Origin of the sequence: Streptomyces desertarenae, from assembly GCF_042681365.1 — a bacterium.
Lineage (GTDB): Bacteria > Actinomycetota > Actinomycetes > Streptomycetales > Streptomycetaceae > Streptomyces > Streptomyces desertarenae.
The window spans coordinates 371,627-383,084 of record NZ_JBHUFU010000004.1 but is presented as its reverse complement, the minus strand read 5'-3'; the positions used below and the strand labels follow the sequence as shown (position 1 = coordinate 383,084).

The following is an 11,458-nucleotide window of genomic DNA, read 5'->3' as shown; positions in this document are numbered from 1 at the left end:
CCCTGTTCCGCCCCGAGCTGGACATCTGGGAGCCGGGCGAGCACAACGGCACCTTCCGCGGCAACAACCCGGCCTTCGTCACCGCCACCGCCGCGCTGGACGCCTACTGGGCGGACGGCGGCACCGAGGAGCAGACCCTCGCCCGGGGCCGCCGGGTGGAGGAGGCGCTGGCCGAGATCGCCGCCGAACACCGCCGGCGCGGCGCCGGATACCGGGGCCGCGGCCTGGCCTGGGGGCTGGCCTTCGCCGACCGGGGGCACGCCGCCCGGATCTGCTCCCGCGCCTTCGAGCTCGGCCTGCTCGTGGAGACCTCCGGCCCCGCGAGCGAGGTCGTCAAGCTGCTCCCGCCGCTGACCGCGACGCCCGAGGAACTGGACGAGGGCCTGCGCATCCTGGCCCGCGCCGTCGACGAGACGGTCTGAGGCGCGTCCCGCCCCGGCCCGGCCCGCTCCACGGCGGAACGGGCCGGGCCGCCGCGCGTCAGTGGCTGTCGGCGAACCGTCCGGCGAGCCTGCCGTGCATCTCGGCGCTGGCCCTGTTGAGCCCGGTGATGGTGACCTTCTTGCCGCGGGCGGCGTACTTGGTCTCGATGGCGTCCAGGGCGGCCACGGAGGAGGCGTCCCAGATGTGGGCGGCGGAGAGGTCGATGACGATGCTGTCGGGGTCGCCGGCGTAGTCGAACCGGTAGACCAGGTCGTTGGAGGAGGCGAAGAACAACTCCCCGGTGACGGCGTAGACGACGCTGGTGCCGTCGGGGTCGGTCACGGCGGTGACCTCGGCGAGGTGGGCGACGCGCTTGGCGAAGACCACCATGGCGGTGACGACGCCGACGATGACGCCGACGGCGAGGTTGTGGGTGGCGACGACCACGGCGACGGTGACGGCCATCACGCCGGTCTCGCCCAGCGGCATCCGCCGGAGCGTCCTCGGGTGGACCGAGTGCCAGTCGAAGGTGGCGAAGGAGACCAGGACCATCACCGCGACCAGGGCGGCCATCGGGATGGTGGAGACCACCGGTCCCAGGACGACGACCAGGACCAGCAGGAAGACACCGGCGAGGAAGGTGGACAGCCGGGTGCGGGCGCCGGAGGTCTTCACGTTGATCATGGTCTGGCCGATCATGGCGCAGCCGCCCATGCCGCCGAAGAGGCCGGTGACGACGTTGGCGACGCCCTGGCCGATGGACTCCCGCGTCTTGTTGGAGCGGGTGTCGGTGATGTCGTCCACCAGCTTGGCCGTCATCAGCGACTCCATCAGCCCGACCAGCGCCAGTGCCAGCGCGTAGGGGGCGACGGTGGTCAGCGTCTCCACCGTGAACGGCACGTCGGGCAGGCCCGGGGCGGGCAGGGAGTCGGGCAGCTCGCCCTTGTCGCCGACGGTGGGCACCGCGATCCCGGCGGCGACGGTGAGGGCGGTGAGGGCGACGATGGCCACCAGCGGGGCGGGCACCACCGTGGTGATCCTCGGGGAGAGCACCATCAGGGCCAGGCCGGCGGCCACCAGCGGGTAGACGGCCCAGGGGACGTCCCGCAGCTCGGGCACCTGGGCCATGAAGATCAGGACGGCGAGGGCGTTGACGAAGCCGACCATCACCGAGCGCGGCACGAAGCGCATCAGCTTCGCCACCCCCAGGGCGCCCAGCGCGATCTGCATCAGGCCGCCCAGGATGACCGCGGCGACCAGATGACCGAGGCCGTGCTCGCGGTTGAGGGGGGCGATCACCAGGGCGACCGCCCCGGTGGCGGCCGAGATCATCGCCGGCCGGCCGCCGACGACCGCGATGGTGACGGCCATGGTGAAGGAGGCGAACAGGCCGACGGCCGGGTCCACGCCGGCGATGATCGAGAAGGAGATCGCCTCGGGGATCAGGGCCAGGGCGACGACCAGTCCGGCCAGCACCTCGGTGCGGAAGACCTTCGCCGAGGAGAGCCAGACGGGGCGGGGCAGGCGCGGCCGGTGGGCCGCGGAGGTGTCAGCGGACATGCATCCGTTTCCGTGTCGGGCGCGCAGGCGGCGGGCGTGCGCGCGCAGGGTGCGCGGCTCCGTGCGGGAGCGGGGGTGCCGGTCGGGCCGCGGCCGTCGTCCCCGACGGGGGCCGGACCAGGGGATCGGCGGGCCCGGGAGGGCCGCCGGTCGGGCGTCGTCGCCCGACGGGACTCGGGAGGGCGGTGTTCCGCCCCTGGATAGACCCTACCCTGACGTGAGAGATGATTTCGTCCGCTGTCCTGTAAATCGCAGGTGAATCCCCTGTGGTGGCTTGTGATCCTTGTCACGCGGTAGGGTTGGACACCACGAACCCGAAAAATGTTCGGGCATCAGAGGGGAAGCGACCGTGACGGACGAGCGACGGATGCAGATCGGCGAGGTGGCCGAGCGGACGGGTCTGTCGCTGCGCACCATCCGGCACTACGAGGAGGTCGGCCTCGTCGTCCCCTCCGCCCGCACCAAGGGCGGCTTCCGGCTCTACACCGCCACCGACGTGGACCGCCTGATGGTCATCCGCCGGATGAAGCCGCTGGACTTCTCCCTGGAGGAGATGCGGGACCTGCTGACGATCACCGACAGGCTCTCCTCCGCGGAACCGCTGGAGGACACCGAACGGGACCGCCTGCGTGAGCGCCTGGACACCTACCGCAAGGTGGCCGACGCCCGCTGCGAGAAACTGCGCGCCCAGCTCATGGCCGCCGAGGACTTCGCCGCCACCCTCCGCCGCCGGCTCCGCGCCGACGCCTGACGCCCCGCCGCCACCGGAGCCGCAAAGGCGCGCCGGGGGCGGGCCGCCCGCCTGCGGGGGTCCCTGCGATGATGGCGGGCGAACAGGCGACGGCGGAACGAGGAAGCCGGTGCGACTCCGGCGCGGTCCCGCCACTGTGATCGGCGAGCGGATCCCGGACACGCCACTGCCCCCGGGCGGGCGGGAAGGCCGGGACGAGCGGCGACCCGAGAGCCAGGAGACTCACGCGGTCGCCTCCTCGAACGGACCCGGGGCGGATCTCCCCGGAAGAGAGGAGCGTGCCGTCGTGCCCAGGGAAGCACGCGAGAAGAGGCCGGCGCCGTGCCGCGTCACGGTGTGCCGGGACTGCTGCTGCGGCACCTCCAAGGTGCCCGGCGTCGACCACGCCGCGCAGCTCGCGCGTCTGCGCCGGGAGACGCGGGTCAGGGTCTCCGGCTGCCTGGACGTGTGCGAGCGGGCGAACGTGGTCGTGGTGCAGCCCTCCGCCGCCGGCCGTGCGGCCGGCGGCCGACCGGTCTGGCTCGGCCTGGTCAACGACCCCGCCGCGACCGAGGACGTCGCCGCATGGATCCGGGCCGGCGGTCCGGGGCTGGCGCCCTGCCCCGACGTGCTGGAGCTGTACGTCTTCCCGGCGCCGCGGAGTCGCCGGGCCGGGCCGGACGCGCCGCCGCGCGACACCGCACCCGTGCGCTGACCGGTCCGCCCCGCGGCGCCCGGCCGGACGCACCACCCCGGCCGGACGCACCACCCCGGCCGGGCGCCGCGGCCGGGAGCGGGCACCCGGCGCGGGCGCCCCGTCCCCGGTGCCGGTCCCGGGGAAATATTGTGCCAAGCGAAGGACGGACCCGGCCGGTGCCCCAGGGGGCGTCACCGCCCGCGGCCGGGCGCCCCCGCGGGAACGGCGCGGCGGGTGCGCCCCGTCACGCCGGTCGCGCCGCCGAGGCGTTCCGCCAGGCGGTCCCGCGCAGCAGGCGCAGGCCGTTGAGGGCGACGACGACGGTGGACCCCTCGTGCCCGGCGACGCCGAGCGGCAGCGGCAGGGTGCCGAACAGGTCCCAGGCGACCAGCACGGCGATGAACACCCCGGCGACGGCGAGGTTCTGGACCACCAGCCGGCGGGCGGCCCGGGACAGCCTCACGACGGCCGGAACGGTGGCCAGTTCGTCGCGGACCACGACGGCGTCGGCGGTCTCCAGGGCGAGGTCGGAGCCGGCCCGGCCCATCGCGACGCCGCAGTGCGCGGCCGCCAGTGCGGGGGCGTCGTTGACGCCGTCGCCGACGACCATCACCCTCCGGCCCTGCCGCTCCCACGCGCGGACGGCGGCGGCCTTGTCCTGGGGGAGGAGGCCGGCGCGGACGTCGGTGATGCCGACCTCCGCGGCCAGGCGCTGCGCGGCGCGCTCGTTGTCGCCGGTCAGCAGCACCGGCGGGCGCCCGGTCAGCTCGGTCAGCGCGGCGACGGTGGCGGCGGCGTCCGGCCGCAGCCGGTCGGCGATGCCCAGGACGCCGACCGGGACCCCGTCGCGGAGGACCACGACCGCGGTGCGCCCGGCGTCCTCCAGGTCCCGCACCAGGTGCCGCGCCCGGGAGTCGGCCCGGTCGGCGCCGGCGGGCAGGAGCCGGGCCGGGGAGCCGACCTGGACCGTGTGGCCGTCGACGGTGGCGCTCACGCCCCGGCCGGGGGCCGAGGCGAAGCCGGTCGCGTCGGCGACGGTGAGGCGGCGTTCGCGGGCGGCACCGGTCACGGCGCGGGCCAGCGGGTGCTCGCTACGGTGCTCGGCCGCGGCCGCCAGGGCCAGCAGGCCGTCGTCGGTCAGCCCGCTGTCCGGCAGGGGGCGCAGCTCGGCGACGCGCGGGGTGCCCTCGGTGAGGGTGCCGGTCTTGTCGAGGGCGACCGTGTCGACCTGCCCGAGGCGTTCCATGGCGACCGCGGACTTGGCCAGTACGCCGTGGCGGCCGGCGTTCGCGATGGCCGCCAGCAGCGGTGGCATCGTGGACAGCACCACCGCGCACGGCGAGGCCACGATCATGAACGTCATCGCGCGCAGCAGCGCGGACTGGAGCGTGTCGCCGAGGGCGAGCGGGACGGCGAAGACCGCCAGGGTCGCGGCGACCATGCCGACGGAGTAGCGCTGTTCGAGCTTCTCGATGAACAGCTGGGTGGGGGCCTTGGTCTCGGACGCCTCCTCGACCATCGCCACGATCCGGGCGATCACCGTCTCCGAGGGGTTCCGCTCCACCCGCACCGTGAGGGCGCCCGTGCCGTTCACGGTGCCGGCGAACACCTGGCTCCCGGCCTGCTTGGCCACCGGCAGCGGTTCACCGGTGATGGTGGCCTGGTCCACCTCGCTCTCACCGGTCAGGACGCGGCCGTCCGCGCCGACCCGCTCGCCCGGCCGGACCAGGACGGTGTCCCCGGCTGCCAGCTCCCCGGCCGGAACGGTCTCCTCGCCGCCGCCGGGCAGCAGCCGGGTCGCGGTGGCCGGGGCGAGGTCGAGCAGGCCGCGTACGGAGTCGGCGGTGCGGGCGGTCGCGATCGCCTCCAGGGCGCCGGAGGTGGCGAAGATGACGATCAGCAGCGCACCGTCGAGGACCTGGCCGATGGCGGCGGCGCCGAGCGCGGCGACGACCATCAGCAGGTCCACGTCCAGGGTTCTCTCCCTCAGCGCTCTGCACCCCTCCCAGGCCGGCTCCCAGCCGCCGGCGGCGTAGACGGCCGCGAACAGCGGGCCCCACAGCCATGCGGGGGCTCCCAGCAGGTACGGGGGGAGGGCGGTGAGGAACAGCAGCAGGGCGGCGAGCGCCCAGCGGGCCTCGGGCAGGGACAGGATCCGGGTGCGGCGGCGCGGCGCGGGGGCGGCGGCGCTCCGTCCCGGCGGTGCCGGGGCGTTCAGTGTGGAGGTCATCGGCAGGGCCTTCGGTGGGCTCGGACTTCGACGGCCTCACCATACAGGAACAGTTGAACATTTCTTCATGTATCCGGTTCCGTAGGATGGGGCCATGGGCCATGGAGCGACATCCCCCGAGAACGGCGGCGCGGTCCCGCGCACCCGGCTGACCGCGCAGAATGCGCCGAAGGTCGCCGAGACCCTCCAGGCCCTGGCCACTCCCTCCCGGCTGCTGATCCTGGCCCGGCTGCGCGAAGGGCCCTGCCCGGCCACCGAACTGGCCGCCGCCGTCGGCATGGAGCAGTCCGCCTGCTCCCACCAGCTCCGGGTCCTGCGCACCCTCGGCCTGGTCACCGGTACCCGCCGGGGCCGCTCCGTCGTCTACGCCCTGTACGACAACCACGTCGCCGAGCTCCTCGACCACGCCCTCTACCACGTCGAGCACCTGCGCCTGGGCATCACCGACGCTCCCGGCGCGACACCCGCTCCGGCCGCCGCTCCCTGAACGGCCGCCGGCCCCGGCACCCGCCCGCGCGGCGGCACGCACCGGCCGGCGACCGCCCCGAGCAGGCCGGGGCGGCGTTTACCGCGTACCGCCCGGGGCACGCAGCAAGAGCCGCCACCCGGAAGGCCGCATCCGTGCCCCCGCCGCCCGGAACCGCCCGCCACGGCCGCCCCGGCGACAGCGCGCGGCGGGCCCGGGGACCGGCTCCGCCGTGCGACCGCCACCTTGCGGACGCCTCCGCCGCCCGGCCGGCCGGCCGGGCGGCGCCGGGGGCCATCGCGAAACGAGGAAGCCATGACCACCATGGGGGTGGAGGAGGAGTACCTGCTCCTGGACCCGGACAGCGGCCGGCCGGTGCCGCTGGCGGAGAGGGTGTTCGCGGCGGCCGGGCTGCAGCCCGCGCTGGGCACCGGGGAGGTCCACCCCGAACTGCTCCAGGTCCAGGTGGAGATCGCCACGCCCGTCTGCGGGACGCTGGAGGAGGTGGGCGGTCACCTGCTGCGGTTGCGCCACGCCCTCGGCGGTGCGGCCGAGGAAGCCGGCTGCCGGCTCGCCGCCTGCGGCGCGGCCCCCTTCGCCCCCGTCGTCCCCTCGCCCGTCACGGACACCCCGCGCTACCGGGCCCTGCACGTCAGTGCCCCGCGGCTGGTCGACGAGCAGCTGATCAGCGGCATGCACGTGCACGTGGCCGTCCCCGACCGCGGCACCGGCGTGGCGGTGCTGAACCGGCTGCGGCCCTGGCTGCCGGTCCTGGTGGCGATGGCGGCGAACTCGCCGCTGTGGGACGGGACCGACACCGGCTTCGCCAGCTGGCGCACCGTGGTCTTCGGCCGGTGGCCGGTCAGCGGCCCCCCGCCGCTGTTCGCCGGCGCCGCGGACCACGACCGGCGCCTCCGGGACCTGCTGGCCACGGGGGTCATCCGCGACCTGGGCCAGCTGTACTGGCAGGCCCGCCTCTCCGAGCGCTACCCGACCGTCGAGGTCCGCGCCATGGACGTCCAGCTGCGCGCGGACGACGCCGTCATGCTCACCGGCATCGTCCGCGCCCTGGTGGTCACCGCCCTGCGCGAGGAGGAGGCGGGCCTTCCCCTCCCCGTGCCGCCTCCCGAACTCCTGGCCGCGGCCGGCTGGCACGCCGCCCGGCACGGCATGGCGGACACCCTGCTCGACCCGCGCACCCACCGGCCCCGCAAGGCCGGCGACGTCGTCGGCGGGCTGATGGAGCACATCACTCCCGCCCTGGAGGAGGCCGGTGACGCCCGCCAGGTCGACTCCCTGGTCCACCGGCTGCTGCAGGAGGGCACCGCCGCCGACCGGCAGCGGCGGCTGCTCCGGGACGGTCCGGACGCACTGCTGCGCCTGCTCGCCACCCGGACCACCGCCTCGTCCTGGTGACGCCGCCCGCCGCCGGGCCGCCCGGTCCCCGACGCGGGGACTCCCGCATCGGCGGCGGACGATCCCCCGGGCCGGTGCCGCCGCGCCTCTGCCCGGCGGACGCGCACCGTCCGGCCGGTCAGGAGCGCGGGGCCTGCCCCGGCTTGCCGTAGCGCTGCTCGAACCTGGCGATCCGGCCCTTCGCGTCGACGGCGCGGGCCCTGCCGGTGTAGAAGGGGTGGCTCTCCGAGGAGATCTCGACGTCGACGACCGGGTAGACCTGGCCGTCGTCCCACTCGATGGTCTGGTCGCTGTGCGCGGTCGACCGGGTCAGGAAGGCGTACCCGGCGGACTTGTCGCGGAAGACCACGGGACCGTAGTCGGGGTGCTTGTCCTGTTGCATGGCTGCTCCTCCACTGCCGCGCTCGTGATCGGGGGTCCGCCCTCCGCGGGACGTCGCCGGGCCGTCCGCACCGTCCGCACGGGGACAGGACCCCGTCCGGGGCCACGAGTGCCCTCACCCGTGCGGCGCGAACCGCCCGGACAGGGAGTGCCCGCCGGTTCGCGCTCGGGGGCCGCCTGCCGGGAGCCGGGGGCGCGGCGGTGCTCCCCCGGGCGGGCGGGGCAAGCACGCGAGCCCCTGACGCGGCGGAGCCGGCTCCCCGGCCGGGGCGCCGTCCGGCGGGAGGTTGGCCCGTGCTCCGGTGGAGATCCGGTGCCGATCGGCGGGGGCGGTGGTACGGAAGGGACCGGGTGTGTGACGGTGGGGGAGCACCCCGTCGCCTCGGCGGGACTGCGCACGCTCGGCCCGTGGTGATCGGGTGCGGCTGCCTGCGGGGTGTCCCGCCGGAGGCGGTGCCGGTCGGTGCGGGCCGTACCGCCCCGGAAAGGGGAACCGGACGGCCATGCCTCCTCTGCCCGTCGCCGTCAGCCGGGAACACAACACGGTGACCCTGCACCCCAGCGGCGAGATCGACCACGAGACCGCACCGGCGCTGACCGGTGCGGTGCGGGAAGCCGAAGGGGAGTTGCGGGGACTGGTGGTGGACCTGTCCGAGGTGTCGTTCATGGACTCCGCCGGACTGCACGCCCTGATCGCCCTGGAGCACCACTGCCGTGAGCGGGGCGCCCGCCTGGACCTGGCGGGCGCGCGCGACCAGCCCGCCCGGCTGCTGGACCTGGTGCGCCTGGCCGGGATCTTCACCCTCGCCGGCTGACCGGCCCCGCATCCGCCACCCGGCGGTGACCGGCCTCCTGCGGCCCGCCCCGCGGCGGCCCGGCGATGCGGCGACCGGGGGCGGGCCACCGGAGCGCCGGGGACCGCAGGCGCCCCGGTGACATCGGACGCGCCGTACCGGGGCAGGCGGGGACGTACCGGCGCTCGGCCCCGCACCGGCCGTACGGCCGGTGCGGGGCGGTCCGGGCGGCGGTGGACCCGGTCGAGGGGGGGCGGCCGGGCTGTGGCGGGTACCCCTGGGGACACGCCACCGAGCCGAGCCGTGGTCGAGCAGCCGGGATGTGGCCGAGGAGGGTGTCCGATGGGATCCGAGCGGGACGGAACGAGGGCGTACCGGCGGGCCGCCGACTATGTGGCCGCCGCGCTGATCTTCCTGCGGGACAACGTGCTGCTGCGGGAGCCGCTGCGCCGCGAGCACCTCAAGCCGCGGCTGCTGGGCCACTGGGGTTCGTGCCCCGGGATCACCCTGGTGTACGCGGCGCTCAACACGCTCGTCCGGGAACGCGGCACCGACGTGCTGCTGGTCACCGGCCCCGGGCACGGCGCCCCGGCCAACCACGCCAACCTGTGGCTGGAGGGCACGCACGAGGACTACGACCCGGCGCTGGCGCGCGACGGGAGCGGCCTGCGGGAGCTGGCGCGCCGCTACTGCGCTCCCGACGGCTTCCCCAGCCACCTCTCCCCGGCCGTGCCCGGCACCATCCACGAGGGCGGGGAACTCGGCTACGCCCTGTCGACCGCGTTCGGCGCCGCCTTCGACGCCCCGGACCGCCTGGTGGCCTGCATCGTCGGGGACGGGGAGGCCGAGACGGGACCGACCGCGGGAGCGTGGCACTCCACCAAGTTCCTCGATCCCGCCACCGGCGGCGCGGTGCTGCCGGTCCTGCACCTGAACGGCTACAAGATCTCCTCCCCGACGCTGTTCGCCACCATGACCGACGCCGAACTGACGGCGCTGTTCCGCGGCTACGGCTGGGACCCCCGCATCGTCGACGTGACGGCGGACCCCGGCGGCGACCCGGTGGCGGACGCCGTGCTCGACGCCCACACCGCCATCACCGGCATCCAGCGCCGCGCACGCGCCGGCGACCCCGACGAGCGCCCGGCCTGGCCCATGATCGTGCTGCGCAGCCTCAAGGGGCAGGGCGCCCCGCACCGGGTCGGCGGGGAGCGCATCGAGGGCACCTTCCACGCCCACCAGGTCCCGCTGGCCGGCGTCCACGAGGACGACGAGCAGCTCGCGGCCCTGGAGGCGTGGCTGCGCTCGTACCGGCCCGAGGAGCTGTTCGACGAGGACGGCCGGCCCCGGCCCCACGTCCTGGCCGCCTGCCCGGCCGGCGAGCGGCGCATCGGCATGCGGCCGGCAGGCGACGGCGGCCGGCTGCGCCGTCCGCTGGACCTGCCGCCGCCGGAGCCGTACGCCGTCGCCGTCCCCGGCGGTCCGGGGACGGCCACCGCGAGCCCCACCCGGGTCCTGGCCGGCTGGCTGACGGAGGTCATGCGCCGGACGGAGGAGAGCCGGGACTTCCGCATCATGTCGCCGGACGAGCTGGCCTCCAACAAGCTCGACGAGGTCCTCGGCGCGAGCGGCCGCGCCTACACCTGGCCCGTGCACGGGTACGCCGAGGACCTCTCCCGCGGCGGACGCGTCATGGAGGTGCTCTCCGAGCACACCTGCCAGGGCTGGCTGCAGGGCTACCTCCAGACCGGCCGGCACGGCCTGTTCCCCACCTACGAGGCGTTCGCCCCGGTCGTCGACAGCATGCTCAACCAGTACGCCAAGTGGCTGAAGATGTCCCACGAGGTGCCCTGGCGCACCCCCGTCAGCAGCCTGACGTACCTGCTGACCAGCGAGGGATGGCGCCAGGAGCACAACGGCTACAGCCACCAGGGCCCCGGCTTCATCGACAACCTGCTCACCAAGAAGAGCACCGTGACCGGCGTGTACCTGCCGCCGGACGCCAACACCCTCCTGGTCACCATGGAACGGCTGCTCGCCGACACCGGCCGGATCAACCTGGTCGCGGCCGGCAAGCACCCGGCCGCCCAGTGGCTCGACCTGGACGCCGCCCGCCGGCACTGCGCGGCGGGCGCCTCCACCTGGCGCTGGGCCTCCACCAACGGCGGCGAGGATCCGGAGCTGGTCCTCGCCTGCGCGGGCGGCATCCCCACCGTCGAGACGCTCGCCGCCGCGCACCTGCTCAGGGGCGACCTGCCCGCCGCGCGCATCCGCGTCGTCAACGTCGTGGACCTGTGCGCCCTGGCCCCGCCGGACCGGCACCCCCACGGCATGGCGGACGCCGAGTTCCGCGACCTGTTCGGCACCGACACCCACGTCGTCTTCGGCTTCCACGGCTACCCCGCCGCCGTCCACCAGCTGCTGCACGGCCGCCCCCGCCCGGACCGCTTCCACGTGCGCGGGTACGTCGAGGAGGGCACCACCACCACGCCCCACGACCTGCTCGTGGCCAACGGCGTCTCCCGGCACGACCTCGCGGTCACCGCCCTGCGCCATCTGCGCGGGCACTCCGCAGCCGCGGACCTGGCCGCCTCCTACGGCCGCCGGCGCGACCGGCTGCGGGCGGAGATCCGCCGCACGGGAGCCGACCCGGCCGAGATCACCGAATGGAGGTGGCAGCCGTGAGCCGCCCCGACGCCTCGGCGGTCGGCGCGGACTCCCTCCACCCCCACCCGACGGTGCCGCACGTGCGGGCCCCGGC

The 11,458-nt window shown here is 75.6% G+C and carries 10 protein-coding genes and 1 riboswitch; of the genes, 7 read left to right on the top strand and 3 right to left on the bottom strand.

Going from position 1 to position 11,458, the window contains the following annotated elements; all coding sequences use genetic code 11:
• On the top strand, positions 1-422 hold a 422-nt coding region (locus ACFSJS_RS09855), incomplete at its 5' end, for an aminotransferase class III-fold pyridoxal phosphate-dependent enzyme (protein WP_380898930.1).
• A 58-nt stretch (positions 423-480) separates the two neighbouring features.
• Here the strand turns inward: ACFSJS_RS09855 and ACFSJS_RS09850 are convergent.
• A complete protein-coding gene (locus ACFSJS_RS09850; protein ID WP_380898929.1) occupies positions 481-1,983 on the bottom strand; it encodes a SulP family inorganic anion transporter in 1,503 nt (500 codons plus the stop codon).
• A gap of 367 nt (positions 1,984-2,350) precedes the next feature.
• Here ACFSJS_RS09850 and ACFSJS_RS09845 point away from each other — a divergent pair, with 367 nt between their 5' ends.
• Both ACFSJS_RS09845 and ACFSJS_RS09840 read left to right on the top strand, forming a co-directional pair.
• On the top strand, positions 2,351-2,734 hold the full coding sequence (locus ACFSJS_RS09845) for a MerR family transcriptional regulator (protein ID WP_380898951.1): 384 nt from the start codon (positions 2,351-2,353) through the stop codon (positions 2,732-2,734).
• Between the two features lie 57 nt (positions 2,735-2,791).
• A riboswitch (cobalamin riboswitch) is annotated at positions 2,792-2,978 on the top strand.
• Positions 2,979-3,020: 42 nt separating this feature from the next.
• Entirely contained in the window at positions 3,021-3,428 is a 408-nt protein-coding gene (locus ACFSJS_RS09840; protein ID WP_380898927.1) for a (2Fe-2S) ferredoxin domain-containing protein, read from the top strand.
• Between the two features lie 226 nt (positions 3,429-3,654).
• Here the strand turns inward: ACFSJS_RS09840 and ACFSJS_RS09835 are convergent, their stop codons facing one another.
• A complete protein-coding gene (locus tag ACFSJS_RS09835; RefSeq protein ID WP_380898926.1) occupies positions 3,655-5,640 on the bottom strand; it encodes a heavy metal translocating P-type ATPase in 1,986 nt (661 codons plus the stop codon).
• Between the two features lie 94 nt (positions 5,641-5,734).
• On the opposite strand from ACFSJS_RS09835, the gene ACFSJS_RS09830 reads away from it, so the two are divergent.
• Both ACFSJS_RS09830 and ACFSJS_RS09825 read left to right on the top strand, forming a co-directional pair.
• The gene (locus ACFSJS_RS09830) at positions 5,735-6,127 is read left to right on the top strand and encodes an ArsR/SmtB family transcription factor (protein WP_380898925.1); all 393 of its coding nucleotides are present in this window, start codon (positions 5,735-5,737) and stop codon (positions 6,125-6,127) included.
• 294 nt (positions 6,128-6,421) lie between these two features.
• Positions 6,422-7,522, top strand: a complete 1,101-nt coding sequence (locus tag ACFSJS_RS09825) for a carboxylate-amine ligase (protein ID WP_380898924.1) — start codon at positions 6,422-6,424, stop codon at positions 7,520-7,522.
• A 118-nt stretch (positions 7,523-7,640) separates the two neighbouring features.
• Here ACFSJS_RS09825 and ACFSJS_RS09820 read toward each other — a convergent pair whose 3' ends face one another.
• Positions 7,641-7,904: a type B 50S ribosomal protein L31 gene (locus ACFSJS_RS09820; RefSeq protein ID WP_380898923.1), complete on the bottom strand. Its 264-nt coding sequence runs from the start codon at positions 7,902-7,904 to the stop codon at positions 7,641-7,643.
• Positions 7,905-8,406: 502 nt separating this feature from the next.
• On the opposite strand from ACFSJS_RS09820, the gene ACFSJS_RS09815 reads away from it, so the two are divergent.
• A complete protein-coding gene (locus tag ACFSJS_RS09815; protein WP_380898921.1) occupies positions 8,407-8,718 on the top strand; it encodes an STAS domain-containing protein in 312 nt (103 codons plus the stop codon).
• 321 nt (positions 8,719-9,039) lie between these two features.
• Complete coding sequence (locus ACFSJS_RS09810) at positions 9,040-11,382, top strand: phosphoketolase family protein (RefSeq protein WP_380898920.1); 2,343 nt, start codon at positions 9,040-9,042, stop codon at positions 11,380-11,382.
• The last annotated feature ends 76 nt before the right edge of the window (positions 11,383-11,458 follow it).

Excerpts from the sequence above, each read along its gene's own strand:
- ACFSJS_RS09810 (WP_380898920.1), top strand. The coding sequence starts at position 9,040 with ATGGGATCCGAGCGGGACGGAACGAGGGCGTACCGGCGGGCCGCCGAC.
- ACFSJS_RS09845 (WP_380898951.1), top strand. The coding sequence starts at position 2,351 with ATGCAGATCGGCGAGGTGGCCGAGCGGACGGGTCTGTCGCTGCGCACC.
- ACFSJS_RS09815 (WP_380898921.1), top strand. The coding sequence starts at position 8,407 with ATGCCTCCTCTGCCCGTCGCCGTCAGCCGGGAACACAACACGGTGACC.
- ACFSJS_RS09850 (WP_380898929.1), bottom strand. The coding sequence starts at position 1,983 with ATGTCCGCTGACACCTCCGCGGCCCACCGGCCGCGCCTGCCCCGCCCC.
- ACFSJS_RS09825 (WP_380898924.1), top strand. The coding sequence starts at position 6,422 with ATGACCACCATGGGGGTGGAGGAGGAGTACCTGCTCCTGGACCCGGAC.
- ACFSJS_RS09830 (WP_380898925.1), top strand. The coding sequence starts at position 5,735 with ATGGGCCATGGAGCGACATCCCCCGAGAACGGCGGCGCGGTCCCGCGC.
- ACFSJS_RS09820 (WP_380898923.1), bottom strand. The coding sequence starts at position 7,904 with ATGCAACAGGACAAGCACCCCGACTACGGTCCCGTGGTCTTCCGCGAC.
- ACFSJS_RS09835 (WP_380898926.1), bottom strand. The coding sequence starts at position 5,640 with ATGACCTCCACACTGAACGCCCCGGCACCGCCGGGACGGAGCGCCGCC.